This window comes from Pedobacter caeni (assembly GCF_900129215.1).
GTDB lineage: Bacteria > Bacteroidota > Bacteroidia > Sphingobacteriales > Sphingobacteriaceae > Pedobacter > Pedobacter caeni.
Genome location: NZ_FQUQ01000002.1, coordinates 1,209,261 through 1,229,724, shown reverse-complemented (window position 1 = coordinate 1,229,724; position 20,464 = coordinate 1,209,261). Strand labels below are relative to the sequence as shown.

The following is a 20,464-nucleotide window of genomic DNA, read 5'->3' as shown; positions in this document are numbered from 1 at the left end:
CTAATTTACAAACCATGAAAATTACATTAGATCTAAAATCTATTATCATTGGATTTCTCGGTGCAGCTTTGCTCCTCTCTATCATCAGTTTCAAAAATAACGGTGATGAAAATGAGGGAAAATTTAAAACCGTCATGAACGAAACCGGAATAGTGATCCTTGATTCACAAACAGGTGCCTATATCGTCGCTCCTAATATGAGAGACGTTGGCAGAGTCCAATGGATCAAGGGCGACTTTTACAGTACGCACAAAACAGGAAAAGACAATAAAAAAGAAAACTAGGTATATGCTCTGTCCTGATATCCCTATGTAAACTTATCTCAGGAATTCTGGGAACTTCCTGTGAATTCTCCGGGGTTGGAAGGTAATTGGAAGGTATCTGAATGGTTATTGGGAGGTAGTTCCATAGTTGTTTTGCCTTTCAACTACCTCGTAACTACCTTCCAACCCCCTTCCAACACCGGAGCGTGTACGGCGCGTTCCCGGAGCGTATACCAATCTGGCCAGTCAGGACAAGCTTTAAACCCGAAAAAACACCGGTTAAATTTCACTGAAGTAAAATATAAGCCTGTTGCTAAAAATTAAGAATACAAACACCTGTAAATAAAAATATTTATTTTATAAATTAGCAAACAAATTAAACAATCAAACGTTATACAAAGTATAAATACCTAAAATATAAACTAATGAACTCATTTGACATTGAAGTAACAGTAAGCAACAAAAAAGAAACACTACAAGTCCTTCCTATTGAAAAAGAAAGCAGGTACAAGCTACTTAATGGGGAGAAAGAAGTAGGAACTGTATGGCCAGAAAACGGCAACAAAAGTGGTTTATGGAAGTCCGATGTATACATGACCCATCAACAGTTAATTGAAATCGGACAAAAAATTGCACAGCGTAACCTGTATGTATAATACATACAGGTTATTTTTTTAAAGGGGAAGTTCGATATAGAAGACCGAACCTTGATCAGGTTCACTTTCTACCCAGATCCGTCCTCCATGTGTTTCGATAATTTGTCTGGAGATCGCTAATCCAAGCCCATAAGGCTGCTCACCGGCAGTCCCTGATCTTTGTCCTTCTCCTGACATATCAAAGATTTTGGTTTTAATCGCTGCCGGGATACCGATTCCATGGTCTTTCACAGCAATTAAAACCGTTTCTTTTCTCTCCTTTATACTAACGGTGATCGTACTCGATTCCGGACTAAACTTAACTGCATTACCAATCAGGTTACTCATCACCCGCCACATTTTCTCTGTATTCAAGGATATGGTTACATGAACCGCATTCAAAATCAACTGTTGTTTTTTCGCTTCTGCCTTATGGCGTAGCAGATTCACACAATAATCCAGTAACACATATAAATCAACGGGTTCTTTCTGAAGGTTCTCAATCTTACTGTTCACCTTCAGCAGATCATTCACCAGAAGAAGAGAATTCTCACCTGATTTTTTAATCATCTCCAGCATAGTCAGGTCATCCTCCGGACGGTTTTGCTCTACCAGCATTAAATCTGCCATCGCCGTAATGTTTCCAACCGGGTTCCGGAGATCATGGGCAACGATCATCATCATCCTCACATTTTCTTCCTGACTTTGCTCCAGAGAACTCAGTGTCTTTTGCATATTGATGTTCTGTTCAGAAATCTGCTTATTTATTTTTTTGGAATGCCTCAGGTTATACCATATAAAAAAAAGAATAATCATCACCATGACCATACAAATCATAGCAGCAGACAAATAAACCGTTTTCAATTGATTGTCTTTGTTTAGCAAAGCCAAACGATACTTTTGCTCCGCGTCTTTAAATACCTTATCAATATCCAGATTTTTCAGCTCCCGCTCAGCTTTCATAAGGGAGTCACGGGAGGCGTAACTTTTCTGTAAAAATGGATAAGCCAAAAGAGGCTCGCCTTTCTGTTGATAATATTCATATTTCAGCTCCGCCCATTTTAACCTGATGGAATTATTCCTTTGTCCCAATCCGTATTTACCAGATAAATAATCCTGCAATTCATTCAATAGCTTTTCAGCAGCAATAAAATCGGAGCGCCTGATATACAGCTTTGCCAGTTTTGATTTAGCCGTTTGCGCATCCAGAACTTCAGAACCTTCCCCATCATTGATCGCAATACTGAGTTTCAAATATTTCTCTGCCTGCTTATCCTCTCCTTTTTTTGCGTAAACCCCTCCCAAATTTCCATATATCACTCCATTCGCGGCATCAACAAACGCTTTTCTTTTAGGAAAACGTGATTTATTGGCGGAAATAAAACTCAGGGCTTTATGATAATAGATGATGGCACTATCAGGCTGTTCAGATTGCTCAAAACATAAAGCAATTGCATTCAGGTAATTCTGTGGAAAGACAAAAAGGTAATCAAAACCAGCATTGCGCTTACAATCCTGATTTTCAACAAGCGCTGCTTTAAAAAAAGGAATGGCCTTTTGATATTCCTCCTGTATGTACCGGATCATCCCTAATTTATGACTAAAAGTGGAAAGCAGACAATCTTCCAGATTTTCATCTGCAAAGGTTCTTCCGTCATAAAAAGCTTTAAAAGCCTCAGTGTACCTCTTCTCTGCCATTAAAACCTCCCCATCAAAAAACAAAGCATTCGCATACTCATTCTTATAAATGATTTCTTTCCCCTTTAACAACCGAAATGTACTATCGGCATATAACCTTGCTTTAGGAATATTGGTCTCATGATTGAGGTAAAAATTAAATTGGTGTTCATATTTCCGGTAAACATCTTTAACTCCCGGATTCGGAAAAGCCCTATATGCTGAATCCAGATGAGCAACAGCACGTTTTTCCTGCCCATAACACGCATAAGTAGTGGCTTTATTGATCACCGAATCAAAATGCACCTGATGATTGGCGGGCTCTTTCGAAGCTTGTTTGCAGGAGAGCGCCAACAGAATACAAATTAAATACAGGAACAATGAGGTTATTCGGAAAGACATCAGTAGGTTTTATCTTTTGTTCATATCATAAATCATTCCATTGTCATTATGCTTTGTTTTTCTACTCCTGCGACCGGATGAAATTATCCAGACTTTCGTCCTTTTCCAGGCCAAACTTTTGCTTGATCCGGTAGCGTGCCATTCTAATGCTTTTAGGCTCAATGCTCAACCGGACTGATATTTCCTTGTTCGACATACCCATCAAAATATAAGAACAGTATTTCAGGTCAAGACGTGTAAGACTATGGTCTGATTTCTGCTGTAAGCGCTCGAAAAAGGCGGTATTTGTTTCGAAAAAGTCTGTTTTATGATCTTCAAACTCTTTATCCATCTTTTTCTGCTGATTGACAATCCGTTTGATCTGTTCATCAAGAGACAAGTGGCTATCAGTGCTCACTTTTCCTGATAACAAGCCCAGCAATTCATTTTTTTCCTCAATCTGTAAAGTACCTGCCAGCAGTTCTTTTTCTAAACGCTCTTGCCTTTCCTTCATCAGGACCTGCTCGGTCTGTAATTGAATCGCCTCCGCTTCCCTCAATTGTGCCCTTAATTCCGCTTCCTTCTTTTCCTGATCTACCAGTTTCTGTTTCCTTACTGAAGCCTTAAGTTTATAATTATAAGAACTGAGCAATAAAAGCAGGATCACCAGGCCTGTTATACCAAATATGAGGTAAAAGACATTCCTCTTTTTATTAAACGCAGCCTCTTGCTGTAAATAAGCTATTTTTTGTTCTCTTTTTTCAGATTGATACTGGGCATCTATCCGTTGAATGGCATTGATCTTTTCTTCATCAAAAGCTTCCTTTGTATAGGCAATATTCTTCTTCAGGTAATTCAGAGCAGCCGCAGGATCTCCTCTTTTTTCGGCGATGTTGGAGAGTGCCAAAAACATCCTGGCTTTGGTAACCGGCATTTGAATCACCTCTTCTTTAACCTTACTCAATCCCGTTAACAACATTCCTTCGGCCACATCATATTTCCCTTCTCTTAATGCATATTCACTACGCATCCCATAACAATTGAGCAAGACCTCATGAAGATTAGTTCTCGTAGCAATATCAACGGCTATGTCGATGTATTTCTCCGCACTGTCGCGGTAGGCGTTGGGGTAATGTTTGAAATAGCTGTTGGCCGTATTTAAAGCAATCGCAGCGGTATTGCTACGCACCAGCAAGCGTCCCGGTTGTCCTGCCGAAAGATCCAGGGCCTTCTTATAGAAATTCATAGCAGAATCCAGCAACACCCGCCTTCCTGTATCCAGCTTAAAACGATCATAGTAACTCTGGCCAAGGGTGAAGTATGCCGTATTCAATGGTTCAACCTGTTTGCTTTTTATGGCGGTATCATAGCATAAGAGTGCATATTTCCGCTGCTTAGCCGGATCATTTCCATAGCCATATATACTGGCCAGATAATGATAGACCAGATTTTCATATTCCGCAGCATTTTGTCCGTTAAAAAAGTTCAGTGCAGTCAGGAACTTAGCAATAGATTTGTCACTTTCATCATTAACCAGGTCCAGCCATCCATCTCTCATCGAAACAAAACCTTTGGCCAGCGGATCTTTAGTCCGGTTCGCATAGTATCTTGCACTATCCAGGCATTCGTATGCATTTTTCATGTCCTTTTTGCGGACATACAAATGAACAAGTGTAGCAAAAGTCATTGCCTTCCCTCTTCCATCCGTTAGCCTCGCCGCTACAGGTAATGCTTCATTTGCCAGTTTAATCGCCTGAGGCAAATCCTGCTCAAAATTAGCCTTCGCTAATTTACACATGGCCACAGTCCGGCCTTCATCAGAAAGATTTTTATGTAATAACAAACTCTTCAATGAATCTATATAGATCTTTTGTGCTTCCACTTTTGTTAAGAAAACCAGGAGAAAAGCACCTAGCAGGAATAATGATCTGGCAGGTAGTTGCATGAATCAAAAATAGAAAAAAGAAACGCTTTAAGAAACACTAACTATACATAAACAACTGAATAAAAACCATTTAAGATTTTTTAGTAGATGCATTGTAGTCGTCTGGCTCCGATATGGTAGTCATAACGTAGCCAGACTTTACTTGGACCGGGCAATCAGGGGACTTAATTTTGTACTGTACCCTACACTAATCTCTTAATAAACATGAAAAACAAAACTATGGCCATCCTGGCCTACATCACCATCATCGGCTGGATCGTTGCTTACCTGGAGTATAAGAAATCAGCAGAACAAAGTAAGCTGGTTAACTATCATTTGGGACAGGCCCTGGGCGTATTTATTGCTTATCTGGCCATTAGTCTGGCAGGCGGAATCATTTTAGCCATTATCCCATCCCTGGCAATCGTCTTTTATGTAGCCTTATTTATCCCTTTAATCCTTTTGTTGTTTGGTGTCATTACAGCCTTAAATGAAGTGGAACGTCCGGTTCCCCTGATCGGAAAGCTATTTGAAGGCCGGTTTAATTTCTCCACCAAAACAGTGTAAAATTTAAATCAAAAGCCATGAAAACCAAGCCAATTTATACCCTCATCTTTCTCCTGAGCCTCGCTGGTCCATTAAAAATCATTGCTCAGGAGAACAAGAGTGAGGTTATGCTAAAACTAACTGACCCTAAAGACAAAACAGTCCACACTTATCAGCTGAATAGCTTCAGCTACATGTTCTACAGGCCTTTTGATATACCAAATCAAAAACTATCACCTGAAAATGCCTGTACAATCAGTCTGGATCTTGCTCAGGATGTTGATCCCTTTTTGTTAAAATGGGTCTCAGGCGAACTAAAAGAAGCAGATGGACTGATCATCATTTCTGCAGGTTTGGAACGAAAGGCCAGAAGTGTGGCTTTCACTAATGGAATGGTCGCTAACATTGCGGAAAGCTTTATGAACGTAGATCGATCTTCTTCTGCCCAGTTGGCTATTTACATCAAGAGTCTTGTGATAGATCATGTAAAGATTTATACGGCAGTTGATGAACGGCCTGCGCCATCGGGCACACCTGTTCATTGAGGTCTCAAATATTTCCTTTACGGTTAAACAAACTTTCTGATCCGCATAAAAACCACACATGGTTGTTTTTATTGATTATTTTAGGATTACGACTTCTTCCGGAACTACAAACAACATGGTACACCCTGTTTTTGAAAAGGCAGAGTGGGAACTTCCTGGTGGCATATATAAATAATCACCGGCATGTAATTCATCTGCACCAAAGCGCACCTCCCCTTCCAGCACATAAATTTCCTCGCCTGCAGGATGACTATGATTAGGATAACCTGCACCTGCATCAAACTTCAACAGGAAGGTGAGCGGTCTGCGTGTGGCTTCATCCAACCGTAATGCTTTTGAAAATACATCTTTGGTATAAACCCCTTCTTCAGCCAAAGGGATCCAGTCTGTTTCGTTACTTTTTGTAATTTGCTTTTTCATACATATTAGCTTTTTTTGTGTTGTTTCCTTTTTTTAAGATCAGCTCGTCGATGCTCCAGCAGTATTGTGGCATTGTAGATAACAGAAAGGAGCCTGCGCTAAATGCAAACACAGAATAATCCAGCGGATCTTTGAGGCCAAAAGAGTAAGTCATGGCCAATGCGAATGCCAGGGTTAATCCTGCTGCACCTGCTGATGCCCATCGGGTTTGATACCCCATCAGTAATAGTAAAGCAAAGCCGCCCTCTAAAATGGTGCTTGCGATGGCAAAAAGCATAACCATGCTTTCGGGGAGAAATGAATTTACTTTTCCAGCATAGGCCAAGAAATTCGTCCAGCCGGAAGAATGTGTACATAACAGCCCTAGCCTGCTACTCACAGCAGATAAAAACCCTATTGCCAATGCAAATCGTAAGAGTAGTGTTGCGGTATCCTGATATCTTTTCATATTCATTCTGATCAGATATAAAGGTGCAACAAGCCCCTTCCTTAAAGAATAGAGAATTCCGGAAAAAGCATATAAGATTAATTCAAAACGGTCTCCTTGTAAGACTTTGGAGAGATCAGGGTATGTTTCTTGAAGAAATTAGAGAAGTAAAAAGGATCATTAAACCCCAATGCATAGGCCACCTCTTTCACAGATAGCCTCTCGTAGGTAAAGAGCCGTTTTGATTCAGATACAATCAATCCAAAGATCACGTTCTGTGCTGTTTTATTGGTATGAAGTTTTGAAAGCTCATTTAATTTCGCTTCCGTGGTCCCCAGAAGCGAAGCAATATCGTTCACAGACAGGTTGTGCTTAAAATTACCCAATACCGCTTCCAGAAAACGCAGGAATAATGCATCAGGCTTATAGATTTCATCTCCACGGTTAATTTTTGTCCGGTTGATCTCAATCAGGATCAGCTCAATCCGGCTATGCACAGAAATCAGGTATTGATAAGGTCTGCTTAATATTTCCTGTTCAATTTCAGCAAGCTCCTTCATGATCGTTGCTCCGTTTTCAACTTTAATGGCTTCGTTCATTGCAAAATGACAGAACAAGCCATTGTGAAAGATAAGTTCCATATCATGGTCGCCTTTGATAAAAAAATCGTAAGTGAACTCCAGAATGATGCCTTGTGCACCGTCCAGTTTTTTGAAATAATGGATTTGTCCGGAAGTAATGGTAATTACTGTGTTTTCAGAAAGCTCAAATTCATTTTCATCTACCACAATTGTTGCTGTACCTGACGTACAAAAAACCAAAACGTATTTCAAGATACGTTTTGGTTTTTTCAATTCGTTTATCTCCTTAAAGCTCTTTATTTCAATCATCTACCCGACATAAAAACAAGGTTGAATTTAGAAATAAAAACGCAGATCGGCTCCTCATTTGTTATTTCTTTTCTATGGGTAAATCTTTAGGGACAACCAGCTCTTCTGCCTTTACAGGTACATAATCAATTGAAGTTGCATAGGCTTTACCTGTTTTCATATCAAGGCCCAGAATAGCTCCCTCTTTAGAAAATATCCCAAAAGGGCCGATTTTAAATGGCAGCTCCTTAGTGATCCACATGGTAACATCCCCAGCTGCTACACTCTGACAGGTAAAACCTAAAATCTCCTTGGTTTTAGTACGCTGATTTTCTTTGCTGCCCTCCTTCTCATCGCGATTCTCTTTCTTGCCAATTTTAGAATTCATTACCTGCAGGGATTTCTTTCCGTCCTTTTCCAGGAGATTATAGGTCCCCTCAAAGGTACCATCACTATACATTCCTTTCTTGCCACCCTCAAACTCCATTTTTATCTTTACCCCATCCTCTCCTTCCTGTTCTCCGGGACTTACACGTTCAATTTTTGCCAGGTTCCCTTTAAAATAAAGGACTTCTTCTGAGGTAGAAAATTCAGGAATCATGTCCTTGAATTGTAATTGATCAGGTTTTAACGAAGCATGTAAATTTATACTTACCTCATAATTCACTTTACCCTGGGTTTTGTCCTGTGCACTTAAATTAAAGCCTATACCAAAGGTGGCTAACACGAACATCATTTTTGCTTTCATATGATTCTATTTTTTATTTGATTTTGGAAAATGTCTGAATTTGTAAACTGCAGAGAGCTGAAAATACCTGCCGAGGGCATTGTTTCTTTTATCTTCGATATACCCATTCCCTGTGATCCTGCTGACACTTTGATTCCGGTTCAGCAGGTCTCTCGCCTCCGCTTTTATAGAGAATTGTTTACCAATCTCCTTATTTAAGCCACTGTTTAAGACCATCACACTTGTGTTATAACCCTTGCTCAGGCCAGGAGTACTGAAACCATCTATACTACCTTCCAAAGACATTTTAAAAGGAAGGATAACAATGCTCTCCAAACTATAGCTCAACAGCCAGTTTTCTGCTGGTAAGCCTGTAAGCCTGGAAAATTTACGGGTATTCCAGGATGCACTGCCCCGGCCGCTAAGACTGACTTTATTACCCAGATAATAATTAACAGACAGCTCAGGGCTGACAGATAAAGTCTTAATATTGTTTAAGAGGTTGTCGTTCATGAGACTACTTTTTGAATAAGCCCCGTTGACCTCAGCTGTCAGTGAAGAACCATTTGCATCCAGCCTGATTGTTTTCCCCATGTTTAAACCATACCTGTAATTCCCCCTTACATTGACCGGGATAATCAGTTGCTTCCCCGTTGCAGCATCGGTAAGGGTATGATCTGTGATCTGCTGATTAAACCAGTTCAGGTTAAAAGAAGCATAAACAGAATTCCCTGACCCCAGTTGGAAAGAGTTAAAGACCAAAGATAAACGCTGATTCTTTTCCTGTTCCAGATCCGGATTACCTTTGCGGGTAAACAAAGGATCAATGTTGTCTTCAATGGGCTGCAGATTACTGACAGAAGGCATATTGGTTTCCATCGCATAATTCAACACCAGTTTTTCAGAAGCAGTCATTTTATAGGTAGCATAAGCAGAAGGTAAAAAGGCCCGGTAGTGCTGATCTACCTGGTAGTTTCTAAGCTGAGAGTTGCCCCGAACCTGACTTTGTTTGAAACCAGCACCAACTGTATAATTGAACTTCCTGTAGTTACCGGAGACCGATAATTTACTGTTATATTCAATTCTATCAGAAGTGAAATGATCTGATAAAGCAGCAACAGAATCGTCGTAATTGCCGTTCAACGCATTTTTATTATTTACCCGACGGAGGTATTTCCCATGACTGTAATAAAACTGCTGACCAGCCTGCAAAAGATATCTGGAGGACAGGGGCTCCGTATAAACCAGGTTGTTATTAAGGTTATAAATATCGCCGGTACTTAAAGTCTGCTGGTCGGTATTTTCTGTTGTTTTCCTGTTTTCTCCATAAAGGTTATTGGTAGATTGATTCAGGTAATTACCCTTGCTCTGAAAGTATTCAGGAGTCATTTCGAATACCAATGTCCTCCCTGCTTTCGTCAGCCGGTGCCTGAACAGCGTATTGCCACTAACCATATTGTTCCTTGACTTGCTTTTAAACAATTGGGTTCCGTCGTTTATTGGAATAGGATCCGCTCCTATGCTGACTGAACTGAACGTATTCCCTGAGTTTCTGTCAGAATTACTTAAATTAACACGGGGGCTGATTTTGATGGAACTGCGTTTGCTAAGCTTAACATCAGCACTCAAATCAATTCGCTTATTATTGGTATGATCTGTTTTTGTACCAGACTGTAAATAATTATAGGGCGACTGCAGCAGGAGGTATTGTCTTGAATTGTCGAACCGATCCTCTGTTTGGTTGTCATTAAAAAAGTAGCTGCTGCGAAGTTTAAACCGGTCAGACCAGTCGTTGTTAAAATTTAATCCGCCATATTTCGTGTCAGTGAGTCCGGAAGGACGGGCCATTTCCGCAAGCGCTTCACTGCTTCCTTCGATCTTAACAGATTTCATCTTCATCAATTCCGACAATGCAGATGGAGGCAGGCTGTTGAACATCTCCGGATTTTGAGTCAGTAGCTTGATCAGCTCGGTCGCACTGAAGCCTGATTTATTGACGTTATTGCCTTTGAGAATTAAAGACATCTGCGCTTCATTCACAAAGCTATTTACATTCAGCCCGGCTTCATAGCGACTTGCATCACCGAGTCCCCCATTTAAATTGCCAAAATATCCCCGCTTTCTGTTTTTCTTGGTAATGAGATTGATGGTCTTCATTTGTTTCCCGTCGGCGACTCCGGTAAATTCAGCCATATCGCTGTTTTTATCAAGAACCTGAACCTTTTGTATCATATCCGCAGGCAGGTTACGGGTTGCGACAGAAGGGTCACTACCAAAAAACTCTTTCCCATCTACCAATACCCGCTGCACCACCTCCCCCTGGGCTTTGATGGTTCCGGTTTTATCGATATTCACCCCCGGAAGCTTCCTCAACAAATCCTCTACTACCGCATTGTCTTTGGTTTTGAATTTTGTCGCATTGTACTCTATGGTATCACCCTTCATACCAACAGCGGGGCCATCATCCTTGATAACAACTTCCTTTAACTGAATTCCACGATCTGGCCGGAGATATACGGTACCTGGAAATGCAGGGAACTTACCCGTTGGAATGCTGAAATGAATCAATGTATCGACATAACCCACAGCGTGAACCTGAAGTTTATAATCTCCTTTTTGAACTTGATTAAATACAATTAAGCCCGTTGAATCAGTTAGCCCCAACTTGCTGATAGTGGAATCCTTGTGATCAACAACTTTAATGGTGATGTGCTTTAAAGCTCTGCCAGAGTTGGCATCAACAATAAACGACCTGAGATCCTGTTGTGAAAATGCAGGGCTAATCCATCCCAACAAGATCAGCATCATCAGCCCCCAAAATTTATTATTCTTACTCATCATGTCACAAAACTAGTGTGACAATTTTCTAACCTTGGTTAATGAACGTTGATATAACCTTAACAAAAGTTAGAAAAGAACCCCCAGAAGATTACACGATTAGTTTGTATCCTCTCCCCCGGACATTCACGATCTGTACGTTTACGTCCTGCGATAAGTATTTGCGAATTCTGGTGATATAGACATCCATACTGCGCGTATTGAAAAAACTATCGTCTCCCCAAAGCTCAATGAGCATTTCTTTTCTGGAGGTAATCTCATTTAAATGATTGGCCAGGCTTTTTAGAATTTCAGCTTCCCGCTGAGACATGCGCTGAACTTCACCACCAAAATGTAACTCCTGGCGATTGGAATCAAATATATAATTACCAAGATAATAAAGATCAGGAGTTGGATTTCCTGTGGTTCTGCTTCTTTTAAGTAAGACCTGAATACGCATCAACAATTCTTCCACACTAAATGGCTTCTTCATATAGTCGTCGGCTCCGGCATGAAAGCCCCTTAACACATCCTGGATTTCGCTTTTTGCAGTAAGTATGATCAGTGGAATATGCTTATTCCTGGTTCTGATCTCTTCGATCAGAGATAAACCATCCTTCTGCGGCATCATGATATCGATGATGCATAAATCCGGGTTAAAGCGCTGAAAATGATCCAAGCCTTCCAGTCCATTGCTGGCATGACTTACCTTATAACCTTTCATTTCCAGTGTTTCTTTGACTACCCCGGCAAGTATTGGCTCATCTTCGACCAATAACAACTTTACTTCATCATTCATTTCTTATTCAATTGGACGGTAAATACTGATCCTTTTTTTAATTGACTGACTACCCGAATCTCCCCCCCCATCTTTTCAACCAGGCTTTTCACATGACTGAGTCCCAATCCATACCCTTTGACCTCATGAATATTCCCCTGTGGAACACGGTAAAACTTATCAAAAATATAAGACTGATGCTCCTCACTGATTCCCATTCCGAAATCAGTGATACTAAAAAAATAATGCTTTGAATCCTGACTAACAGTAATTCCGATCAATTTGTCGTTTCCGGGAGTATATTTGATCGCATTGTCCAGCAGATTGGAAAGTACTGTTTTTAACGCATCCGGCCAGACGCTCACCAATTCATTAGGAACTTGCAAATCAAGCGTTATTTCTACCCCTTGCAACTCCATAAAGCGGGAAGAAACCACCTTTAGCAAGTCATGAAGGTAAATCATTTCTGGTTTTCCAAGTCCATGCTCACTATGCTCCATTTTGCTGAGTGAAAGTATTCCGTCAATCAGTCCCTGTAATTTATAGAGTTCATCTTTGCTTAATCTCAGGTATCGCTCTGTTTTTTCCTGATCTTTTAAACCATCAAAATTTAATAGTACATCATTGGTTGTACTCAGAATGGCCAGGGGTGTTTTAAGTTCATGACTGATATTGCTGATGAAATCATTTTTCATGTTCTCCAGTTTTTTCTGCCTGTAAATGATCCGGGCCAAAAGGGAGATGCATCCTGTAATCAGTACCACCAGCAAAAACGAAAGCACAATAGGCCATAAGATATTAACCAATAACAATTTACTTACTCCGGAAAACTCTGCGGCTACCACCTGATTTTTATTTTTCAGCTGAACAAGAATATTCCCGGGAGAAGGATTGATTTTAGTTCCTTTCTTAAGGATGGATAATCTGAAAGGAAGGGGAATTTTTCGGTTTTTAAGCTCTTCCCGATAGCTTTTATTCAACTCTGCGGGACTCAATTGAGAAAAGAAACTCATCGAAAGGACTTCAGACAAGAAACTGTTCATGCCCTCTGTTGGTTCCTTAACGGTAAATACAGTATCCGATTTAATAGGTTTTGACCCGGAAATTAATTTTTGCAGACTTTTGCGGTCAAGTTTTTCTAAATTCAGATTTGTTGTAGATAACTTAACAGAACTGGCCTCTCCAAATACTGCTTTTTTTCCTGCTAAGGAACTTAGAATTGCACTATCATAGGCTTTTTGTAAAGCATCAGTTGCCAGTTGTTCGAAGCTGACCTGCTGATTTACATAAGTAACGCGTAACCAGTATAATTGAAATATCAAAACTGCCATTGCAGTTGGGATAGTGATATACCATATGCGCTTAATAATAAAGTCCATTCACAAATATAAGCCAATGGACACTAAACAATTAGCTTGTTAACATTCGTTAACAAAACTGCAACAATCCTTAACTCAGAACTGAAGGTCTAAAAAGACCAGAAAGGATATGCTACCTATTCTGGTCTCTAAATTTTATTTCGCAGGCGTAATCACAATTTTCCTGAATTCAATCGGCCCATGATCTCCCTGAATATATAGCGGTCCCGCTTCACCTTCATTGCTATCCAGCGCACCTCCGGTGATTCCCGGAATCTCCTGGTTACTGATCACGGTCTTACCATTCGCCACCACGGTTACCATACGGCCAACCAGGGTAATATCGTAGCTTTGCCATTGGTCTGGCCCTAAAGCCGCAATTTCATTTGGCGGTAAGAAGCCATATATTCCGCTAAACAATACGCTTGAAGGATGTGCATCTTTTGGGCTATCTTCGATCTGTGCTTCATAACGGCCTCTTAGATAAACACCACTATTGCTGCCTTTCTGATACCTGAACTCTACATGCAATTTAAAGTCTGTAAACTTCTGCTCTGAGATGAGATTCGCACCAGACTGAGGGCTCGTCAAGACACCATTTTTAACTAACCATTGGTTTTTACCCAATGCCTTCCAACCACTAAGGTCCTTTCCATTGAACAGGTTTATTGGCTTAGCCCATGCAGTTACTGTTCTTTTTAATGCGGGTGCTTTTACGCCCTTCCAGGTATATTTTTTTCCTTCACTGCTCAGTAAAGTACCATGAATTTCAGTTCCAGACACTTCTCCTTCGATCACAAAATCCTGATCTCCGCTTTCCCATTGAGGTGGGATGGTGAAACTGAACTTCCCTTTATCAAAATTCACTTTTGCAATCGGACGGGCACTTCCGGATACCCCAACAAAATAACCAACCAATGTCTTATAACCGGAAAGTTTGACTTCCAGCCAGGAAGGAACAGGTTTTCCATTGTCGTCCATGGTAATGTCCCAGCGGCCGATTAAATCTTTTGCAGTCACTTCCTGCTGAAGACTGCTGATTGGGGAATGGTCTGCTGCAAATAACGTATTTGCCGACCCAAATGTTAACAGGCTGCTTAGCCCTAATAAGAGAAACTTTTGATGCATCTGATTAGAATGATTAGGTTATCGAAAGATAGGGTTTATTCAGTTTTTGCACAAGGCTTTATTTCTTCATTAACAATCTTAGGTCACTCAGGTCTTTTTTTAAACCCTTGATCAGCTCCGTTAATAATTCTACGGTTTGGTTATCCTGATTCAACAATCTGAAACTTTCCTCATCCGGAAGGTTGAGCCGCTTTTTGAGTACCAGAGGAATCTTATAACTTTCGGCTGTCAATGCACAGGCATATAAATACAAGCTCTCGATAAACTCAGACAAGGAACGTTCATAATAAAGTTTTAGTTTTTTATAACTTTTAGAACGTTTAAATACCAACATGTAGGGCCTGTAACGCAATGCCTGCACTGACATTAAGGGGTCTTCCAGATCCTCTACTTCATCTATCCCAAATCTTAAAGTCAGCTCCACTTTACAGTCAATCAGTCTTTGCTGGGCACTCAGGCAATTTTGTACAAATGGATCTTCAATTTTTTCAAAAAAGTCCAGGTGTTCAATCGCCTGTTCCCAGGGGTCGTTGAAATCTTTGGCGTAGGATTTCATCGATTTCTTAAAAGTCATGTAGTAGATGTATTCATAAAGATCCGAATGCATCTGGGTCAGCAACACCCCTAAACCTCTGATAAACAAGTCTAAATCATATGGGTCATTTCTGGAAATTTTCATACTGTTTTATTTTCTTAAGCCTCCCACAAGCGGGATTTAACTGAATTTTAAACTTAAAAATAAAAAAGCATACTTAATAACTTAATGTGATTCCTCCTCCATACCCCATATCGCTATCATAATGGGTAGACAAAGAGAAATACTTGGTCACGATATAACGGAAACCAGTCATGTATTCTTTGTCTGTATTGGCAGAAAAATTAAACCTTAACCTGTTTGTAATGGGAACATCTTCGCGTTTCAGCTGGAAACGCAGTTTGCCCTTACTATCCACCCTTGCTTCGGCTACGATCAACATGGGCAAGGTGTATTGGATACCTGCAGTCAGTGCTTTCCTGTTCTTCTGATTGCTCAGCTGCCCGAACATATTCTTCTCGCTTTCATCTCTTACCGGATTATAATGGTAATCAAAACCTATAAAAGGAAACAACCATTGTGTTTTGCCCAAATACTTACCGAAATAAGTTTCACTTTCCATACCGTGGTGTGCTTTGAATCCAAGCCTCCATTCTGTAGAAAGACGATAACGGGTATTTGCCACCATAAACTGCCCGTCACTTCCATTACTTTCCAGTCCGGCCATCCCCATCAGGTGAAACATCCGGTCATCACTGTTTAACCTCCTTTGTGCATACTTCGGATCTGGAATTTCAGGGTTTGGAGGAGAGTTTTCATAGCTGAATACCCTTCCCATCCCACTCATCATATGGTAAAGGATATGACAATGGAAGAACCAATCCCCACTTTCAGTTGCCGCGAATTCCAGGGTATCCGTTTCCATTGGCAAGATATCAAGTACATTTTTCAAAGGAGCGTATTCCCCCTGTCCGTTCAATACCCTGAAATCATGCCCATGTAAATGCATAGGATGGCGCATCATAGAGTTGTTGTAAAGGATAATTTTCACGTTTTCTCCTTTTTTGATCAGAATCCGGTCTGACTCCGAAACTGTTTTATTATCCAACGTCCAGACATAACGGTCCATATTTCCGGTGAGTTCAAATTTCAGCAACCTTTCCGGCCCTTTTCTTAAGGTCGTTTTTTCTGTAGCACGTAACATTCCATAATTCAGTGTCACAAGATCAGCAGCATCATCCGGACTTCCCATATCCATCCCCTTCATGTTTCCCATAGCCTTCATATCATGTCCTTTCTTTTCGGTCTTTTTCTTAGACTTAGCGGTTTCTTCTCCTGTAATTTCCGGATACATGACATTGTTCATGTCCATTTGCTGGTTACTCATTTCCATTCCTTCCATTGGAGCCATGCTCCCATCCATCTTCATCATGTCGTTCATCATCTTCATCCCTTCGAAATATTTCAGTTTTCCTAAAGGTTTTGCTGGCATTTTCATTCCGCTTCCCAACCATATAGAGGTAGAATTGGTACGGTCTTCGGCCGTCGATAAAAACTCATACTGCATGTTTTGGGGAATGGTAACGATCACATCATAAGTTTCAGAAGGAGAAATGATCAGCCGGTCTACCTCCACAGGTTCCACATCATTACCATCATTTCCCACCACAGTGATCTTGCCACCCGAATAGCTGAGCCAGAAATAAGTAGAAGCCCCACCGTTAATCATCCTCAGTCTGACCTTATCCCCAGCCTTAAATTGTGTATAACTAAGCGCAGGTTTCCCATTGCTCAGGAACTTTTCATAATAAACATCACTCACATCCATCGCGCTCATCCGCTTCCATTCATTGGTCAGTTTAGTTTTAAAATGTCCTTTTTGTATCGCTTCAGCATAGCTTTGGGTAGTTCCTTTTTTAATGGCAGACCAATCGTTCGCATTGTGTAAAAACCGCTCTACTTCCATAGGGTTCATGTCCGTCCAATCACTCAGTACCACGGGGATGGTCGGAATATCAGGTTCATTTACCTTATTAAAAATCAAAGCTCCATACATACCGCTTTGCTCCTGCAACTCTGTATGACTATGGTACCAATAGGTCCCATTTTGGATGACAGGAAACTTATAAACAAAGGTAGAATGAGGTTTGATCGGCATTTGCGTCAGATAAGGAACGCCATCATAGCGGTTCGGCAGGAAGACTCCATGCCAGTGGATCGAAGTTTCCATGTGCATGAGGTTGTGCACATAAACCACCGCGGTATCTCCTTCCGTAAAAGTCAACACAGGTCCCGGAATACTTCCATTAATGGCGATTGCTTTTTTCTCTTTACCTGAATAGTTAACCGTTGTATCGTTTACATACAAATCGTAACGCACTGATTTTGGCTGTGCTTTTACTTTTGAGCTGCTCTTGTCAAATGAGGGCTTTTTCAACTCCGGTTTCTGCGCTGGTTTTGCCGGCATCTGATGTCCTTCGTGTTGTGCAAAGAGCATTTGCGAAAAACCAAACATCAGTACCGCTATTAATATCTTTTTCATATCCTATTTGTTTAATGAAATGCTGTCTCTTGTTTTTTTCAGCCAATCCAGAACCAATGCCTTTTCCCTTAAAGACAGCATCGCATCTTTGTGTATGAGGGTATAAGATGATAAAGGCATACTGTTTTCTTCTACACTACCTTCGATAGACTTTAATTTACTTTTTTGTTTCCTGATAGAATAAGTCCCAAACCCGTTAAAATTCAATTCTTCTTTTCCGTCACTGATATGCTCCGCCATCCACCATCCAATAGGTTGAATATTCGTGTACCAGGGGTAATCAGTATTGTTGCTGTGACAATCATAACAGGCCTTTTTAAAAATGCCCTGCACGCTTTCCGGCATTTTGTAAACTTTGCTCATATCAGTTTCAGGAGCCTGCCCGCTCTTATTGCGGACAGGTCTGATCAACTGAATAATTAGAAATAAAGCGAATAAGGTCAATAGCACCACCTTTGTCCTTTTCATAAGTATGGTCTAATTAAGTTCTTCTTTTACTGATCCACAGTCAGGCATTGATTTTCCTAAATATGGATTCCGGATCTCTTTTACTTCACTAATCCAGTTCGCTCCCTTATTGTTATTATACATCGGGCAATGGTCAAAATATAACTTCTGTCCGGTTCCTACTGCCTTTGCCAGGTCATAGATATCCTGACTTAAGCTTTCAAAATGTTCTCTCTGATGGTGAATATTACCCACATTATCTCCGATATGTGCTGCATGCTCTTTCACAGTTCCTTCTATATCATTATAAACTTTAGCCTGATCAGCGCTTAAAGCAGATTTATCAAATGCATTGAGTGCTTTTGTCATGACTTTTCCCGCCTCGCCTGCGGCTTTATCATCATCTGCAACTAATGCGTTTTTTAATTGCAGATAGCCATTTATAATTCCATCTGCCGGAGCAGCTTTTGTTTGTGCTACAGGAGCGGTTGAAGTAGTGGTATCATTTTGTGCTGACGCTGTATTAGTCGTAGAACCGCTATTGCTGCATGCAGCAAGAAATAAGGTAGAAAGCAGTGTACTAAAGATGAATAGTTTCATTTTTATAAGATTAAGATAAGTTAATTTTTACAGATTATTTTAATGTTTCAGTTACTTTTCCGCAGGTCAGCATTGCGCTTCCGTAATAAGGATTTTTGATGGCAGACTCTTTGCTCAGCCAGTTTACCTTTTTCATCGGACAGTAGATCTTATAAATGGGATCAGCACTAAGCTTTACAGACTGTGCCAGCGCAAACATATGCTCGGAAAAGCCTGCAAAAGAAGTCCTTTGTTCTTTCAGATCTTTTGTGGCAGACAGAGCAGCAGCATCTTTAAGCAATGCTTTGCGATCAGACTCGGGAAGATCTTTTACATTGGCAGCCGATTTTGAAAACTCTTCGGCTTTAGTAGCTGCAAGAGCAGGATTACCCTTTACCAGGGCATCTTTGATCTCGTAATAAAGATCAAGTAACTGACCCGCTTTGGAGCCATTGTTATTAGTGTTCTGCGCAAAACCATTTTGCACAGAGAAGGTTGCAACAAAAGCAACGATAAGAAATATCTGTTTCATTTTAATAGAGTTTAATGTTAAAAAGCAAATAAGACGAGTAATTACCCGCCTGAAAACGCTGTTAAAACATCATCTCAAATCTGAAAACTTTGTACGGCAATCCTGATGTCAGGAATGGGGGGATGATAGTCCCTGGCAAGATGTTTGGGACGCAAGATTTCCAAAGAAGACACCGAAGCTTCTAAATGAAAGAAATTGGGATAAATGAGGGTAAAAAATGGCTGATAATGATTGAATTCTAAAACAGGAGGACTCAGTTTGTCAGCCCGTTCTATTTTTTGAACCTGATCTGTACAACAATCATCAGCTGTTTTTTCTGTTTCTGAAGAATGATGATGTTTTGAAGAATGATCATGATTTGAATGATGTTCATTTATTGAAGAAGAATGATCTTCTTTCTCACCATCTCCGTGATCATGATGATGATTTTCAACTTTCTGATCATGATGATGAGCTTCAGCTACTCCCATATTCATACCTACTGAACAGGCAAAACCTACTACCGTATTCAGAAGAAATACGATCAGTAAGAAGGCTGCCTTTCGCTGTATGCCGGAGTTTCTGTTCATCACATACAAAGTTAAATCAGTTCTCCAACAACATTTTACATAATTCCGCGAAAATTTTATATCCTATCCGGTATCTGAAACAGTAATTCCAGTATTATAGTCGGCCTGGGTAGCACACAATAAATTTGAAATCTTGTTGCATAAAAGAATATTAGTTCTAAATTCGAAAAGGGGAAAATTAATTATGGCCATTTACAGTCAACTGACAGATGCCGAATTATCGGGCTTGCTGAAGTCTGATGATCGCTCTGCTTTTACAGAAATTTACGATCGCTATAATAGCCTGCTCTACATTTACGCCTTCAAAAAATTAAAGGATAAAGAAGAGGCTCAAGACGTTGTCCAGGAAACATTTATCAAACTATGGAATAACCGGTCAGGCTTTCAACTCAGTACCAGTCTTGCCGGATATCTTTATACTGCCGTTAGAAACAGGTCTTTCGACCTTTTTGCTCATCATAAAATATCTGCCGTTTACATCAATTCCTTACAAAGTTTCCTCAATCATAATGAATCTGCAACAGACCACCTCATCAGGGAAAAAGAACTGACAATCTTAATAGAAAAGGAAATCAGTAACCTGCCTCCAAGGATGAAAGAAATCTTCGAAATGAGCAGGAAGGAATTTATGAGCCATAAAGAAATTGCTGACAAGCTCGGTCTTTCTGAACACACCATTACCACACAAATTAAAAGAGCGTTACGTATACTTCGGGTAAAGCTGGGAATCATTGTCTACCTGATGTTCTACATCAACAATTAATT

General features: G+C 40.3%; 21 protein-coding genes. 5 read left to right on the top strand and 16 right to left on the bottom strand.

Annotation, left to right across the window (positions count from 1 at the left end):
• Nucleotides 1-14 precede the first annotated feature (14 nt).
• Together BUC20_RS12680 and BUC20_RS12675 are read left to right on the top strand one after the other, a co-directional pair.
• Nucleotides 15-284 (top strand): hypothetical protein, encoded by a 270-nt coding sequence (locus tag BUC20_RS12680; RefSeq protein ID WP_073231333.1) that lies wholly within the window; start codon nucleotides 15-17, stop codon nucleotides 282-284.
• 404 nt (nucleotides 285-688) lie between these two features.
• Nucleotides 689-919, top strand: coding sequence for a hypothetical protein (locus BUC20_RS12675; RefSeq protein ID WP_073231331.1), 231 nt, complete (start codon nucleotides 689-691; stop codon nucleotides 917-919).
• An 18-nt stretch (nucleotides 920-937) separates the two neighbouring features.
• Here BUC20_RS12675 and BUC20_RS12670 read toward each other — a convergent pair whose 3' ends face one another.
• Both BUC20_RS12670 and BUC20_RS12665 read right to left on the bottom strand, forming a co-directional pair.
• Nucleotides 938-2,977 (bottom strand): sensor histidine kinase, encoded by a 2,040-nt coding sequence (locus tag BUC20_RS12670; protein ID WP_084528792.1) that lies wholly within the window; start codon nucleotides 2,975-2,977, stop codon nucleotides 938-940.
• A 61-nt stretch (nucleotides 2,978-3,038) separates the two neighbouring features.
• On the bottom strand, nucleotides 3,039-4,901 hold the full coding sequence (locus BUC20_RS12665; protein ID WP_073231327.1) for a LuxR C-terminal-related transcriptional regulator: 1,863 nt from the start codon (nucleotides 4,899-4,901) through the stop codon (nucleotides 3,039-3,041).
• 204 nt (nucleotides 4,902-5,105) lie between these two features.
• Here BUC20_RS12665 and BUC20_RS12660 point away from each other — a divergent pair, with 204 nt between their 5' ends.
• The gene (locus tag BUC20_RS12660) at nucleotides 5,106-5,447 is read left to right on the top strand and encodes a magnetosome magnetite crystal formation protein family (RefSeq protein WP_073231325.1); all 342 of its coding nucleotides are present in this window, start codon (nucleotides 5,106-5,108) and stop codon (nucleotides 5,445-5,447) included.
• A gap of 17 nt (nucleotides 5,448-5,464) precedes the next feature.
• Nucleotides 5,465-5,971, top strand: a complete 507-nt coding sequence (tssD, locus tag BUC20_RS12655) for a type VI secretion system tube protein TssD (protein WP_073231323.1) — start codon at nucleotides 5,465-5,467, stop codon at nucleotides 5,969-5,971.
• 75 nt (nucleotides 5,972-6,046) lie between these two features.
• Here the strand turns inward: tssD and BUC20_RS12650 are convergent, their stop codons facing one another.
• The 14 genes from BUC20_RS12650 to BUC20_RS12585 form a co-directional block, all read right to left on the bottom strand.
• Entirely contained in the window at nucleotides 6,047-6,391 is a 345-nt protein-coding gene (locus BUC20_RS12650; RefSeq protein WP_073231321.1) for a cupin domain-containing protein, read from the bottom strand.
• Entirely contained in the window at nucleotides 6,366-6,845 is a 480-nt protein-coding gene (locus BUC20_RS12645; RefSeq protein ID WP_200800934.1) for a DoxX family protein, read from the bottom strand. The genes BUC20_RS12650 and BUC20_RS12645 overlap by 26 nt, the downstream gene beginning before the upstream one ends.
• Before the next feature lie 71 nt (nucleotides 6,846-6,916).
• Entirely contained in the window at nucleotides 6,917-7,708 is a 792-nt protein-coding gene (locus BUC20_RS12640) for an AraC family transcriptional regulator (protein WP_073231317.1), read from the bottom strand.
• Between the two features lie 61 nt (nucleotides 7,709-7,769).
• Nucleotides 7,770-8,435, bottom strand: coding sequence for a hypothetical protein (locus BUC20_RS12635; protein WP_073231315.1), 666 nt, complete (start codon nucleotides 8,433-8,435; stop codon nucleotides 7,770-7,772).
• A 6-nt stretch (nucleotides 8,436-8,441) separates the two neighbouring features.
• On the bottom strand, nucleotides 8,442-11,255 hold the full coding sequence (locus BUC20_RS12630; RefSeq protein WP_084528790.1) for an outer membrane beta-barrel protein: 2,814 nt from the start codon (nucleotides 11,253-11,255) through the stop codon (nucleotides 8,442-8,444).
• 88 nt (nucleotides 11,256-11,343) lie between these two features.
• Nucleotides 11,344-12,030 (bottom strand): response regulator transcription factor, encoded by a 687-nt coding sequence (locus BUC20_RS12625; protein ID WP_073231311.1) that lies wholly within the window; start codon nucleotides 12,028-12,030, stop codon nucleotides 11,344-11,346.
• On the bottom strand, nucleotides 12,027-13,340 hold the full coding sequence (locus tag BUC20_RS12620; protein ID WP_159441094.1) for a sensor histidine kinase: 1,314 nt from the start codon (nucleotides 13,338-13,340) through the stop codon (nucleotides 12,027-12,029). The genes BUC20_RS12625 and BUC20_RS12620 overlap by 4 nt, the downstream gene beginning before the upstream one ends.
• A 183-nt stretch (nucleotides 13,341-13,523) precedes the next feature.
• A complete protein-coding gene (locus tag BUC20_RS12615) occupies nucleotides 13,524-14,495 on the bottom strand; it encodes a 3-keto-disaccharide hydrolase (protein WP_073231308.1) in 972 nt (323 codons plus the stop codon).
• 58 nt (nucleotides 14,496-14,553) lie between these two features.
• The gene (locus BUC20_RS12610) at nucleotides 14,554-15,174 is read right to left on the bottom strand and encodes a hypothetical protein (protein ID WP_073231306.1); all 621 of its coding nucleotides are present in this window, start codon (nucleotides 15,172-15,174) and stop codon (nucleotides 14,554-14,556) included.
• A 73-nt stretch (nucleotides 15,175-15,247) separates the two neighbouring features.
• The gene (locus tag BUC20_RS12605; RefSeq protein ID WP_234994512.1) at nucleotides 15,248-17,572 is read right to left on the bottom strand and encodes a multicopper oxidase domain-containing protein; all 2,325 of its coding nucleotides are present in this window, start codon (nucleotides 17,570-17,572) and stop codon (nucleotides 15,248-15,250) included.
• Between the two features lie 3 nt (nucleotides 17,573-17,575).
• Entirely contained in the window at nucleotides 17,576-18,040 is a 465-nt protein-coding gene (locus BUC20_RS12600) for a heme-binding domain-containing protein (RefSeq protein ID WP_073231304.1), read from the bottom strand.
• Between the two features lie 9 nt (nucleotides 18,041-18,049).
• Nucleotides 18,050-18,619, bottom strand: a complete 570-nt coding sequence (locus BUC20_RS12595; protein WP_073231302.1) for a DUF3347 domain-containing protein — start codon at nucleotides 18,617-18,619, stop codon at nucleotides 18,050-18,052.
• A gap of 34 nt (nucleotides 18,620-18,653) precedes the next feature.
• Nucleotides 18,654-19,130 (bottom strand): DUF3347 domain-containing protein, encoded by a 477-nt coding sequence (locus BUC20_RS12590; RefSeq protein ID WP_073231300.1) that lies wholly within the window; start codon nucleotides 19,128-19,130, stop codon nucleotides 18,654-18,656.
• Between the two features lie 74 nt (nucleotides 19,131-19,204).
• A complete protein-coding gene (locus tag BUC20_RS12585; RefSeq protein ID WP_073231298.1) occupies nucleotides 19,205-19,699 on the bottom strand; it encodes a hypothetical protein in 495 nt (164 codons plus the stop codon).
• A 184-nt stretch (nucleotides 19,700-19,883) separates the two neighbouring features.
• Here BUC20_RS12585 and BUC20_RS12580 point away from each other — a divergent pair, with 184 nt between their 5' ends.
• Complete coding sequence (locus BUC20_RS12580; RefSeq protein ID WP_073231296.1) at nucleotides 19,884-20,462, top strand: RNA polymerase sigma factor; 579 nt, start codon at nucleotides 19,884-19,886, stop codon at nucleotides 20,460-20,462.
• The last annotated feature ends 2 nt before the right edge of the window (nucleotides 20,463-20,464 follow it).

Coding starts and splice junctions, on each gene's coding strand:
- BUC20_RS12650 (WP_073231321.1), bottom strand. CDS start 6,391: ATGAAAAAGCAAATTACAAAAAGTAACGAAACAGACTGGATCCCTTTG.
- BUC20_RS12675 (WP_073231331.1), top strand. CDS start 689: ATGAACTCATTTGACATTGAAGTAACAGTAAGCAACAAAAAAGAAACA.
- BUC20_RS12645 (WP_200800934.1), bottom strand. CDS start 6,845: ATGAATATGAAAAGATATCAGGATACCGCAACACTACTCTTACGATTT.
- BUC20_RS12665 (WP_073231327.1), bottom strand. CDS start 4,901: ATGCAACTACCTGCCAGATCATTATTCCTGCTAGGTGCTTTTCTCCTG.
- BUC20_RS12625 (WP_073231311.1), bottom strand. CDS start 12,030: ATGAATGATGAAGTAAAGTTGTTATTGGTCGAAGATGAGCCAATACTT.
- BUC20_RS12635 (WP_073231315.1), bottom strand. CDS start 8,435: ATGAAAGCAAAAATGATGTTCGTGTTAGCCACCTTTGGTATAGGCTTT.
- BUC20_RS12630 (WP_084528790.1), bottom strand. CDS start 11,255: ATGATGAGTAAGAATAATAAATTTTGGGGGCTGATGATGCTGATCTTG.
- BUC20_RS12680 (WP_073231333.1), top strand. CDS start 15: ATGAAAATTACATTAGATCTAAAATCTATTATCATTGGATTTCTCGGT.
- BUC20_RS12580 (WP_073231296.1), top strand. CDS start 19,884: ATGGCCATTTACAGTCAACTGACAGATGCCGAATTATCGGGCTTGCTG.
- BUC20_RS12590 (WP_073231300.1), bottom strand. CDS start 19,130: ATGAAACAGATATTTCTTATCGTTGCTTTTGTTGCAACCTTCTCTGTG.
- BUC20_RS12585 (WP_073231298.1), bottom strand. CDS start 19,699: ATGAACAGAAACTCCGGCATACAGCGAAAGGCAGCCTTCTTACTGATC.
- BUC20_RS12670 (WP_084528792.1), bottom strand. CDS start 2,977: ATGTCTTTCCGAATAACCTCATTGTTCCTGTATTTAATTTGTATTCTG.
- BUC20_RS12605 (WP_234994512.1), bottom strand. CDS start 17,572: ATGAAAAAGATATTAATAGCGGTACTGATGTTTGGTTTTTCGCAAATG.
- BUC20_RS12620 (WP_159441094.1), bottom strand. CDS start 13,340: ATGGCAGTTTTGATATTTCAATTATACTGGTTACGCGTTACTTATGTA.
- tssD (WP_073231323.1), top strand. CDS start 5,465: ATGAAAACCAAGCCAATTTATACCCTCATCTTTCTCCTGAGCCTCGCT.
- BUC20_RS12660 (WP_073231325.1), top strand. CDS start 5,106: ATGAAAAACAAAACTATGGCCATCCTGGCCTACATCACCATCATCGGC.
- BUC20_RS12640 (WP_073231317.1), bottom strand. CDS start 7,708: ATGATTGAAATAAAGAGCTTTAAGGAGATAAACGAATTGAAAAAACCA.
- BUC20_RS12600 (WP_073231304.1), bottom strand. CDS start 18,040: ATGAAAAGGACAAAGGTGGTGCTATTGACCTTATTCGCTTTATTTCTA.
- BUC20_RS12595 (WP_073231302.1), bottom strand. CDS start 18,619: ATGAAACTATTCATCTTTAGTACACTGCTTTCTACCTTATTTCTTGCT.
- BUC20_RS12610 (WP_073231306.1), bottom strand. CDS start 15,174: ATGAAAATTTCCAGAAATGACCCATATGATTTAGACTTGTTTATCAGA.
- BUC20_RS12615 (WP_073231308.1), bottom strand. CDS start 14,495: ATGCATCAAAAGTTTCTCTTATTAGGGCTAAGCAGCCTGTTAACATTT.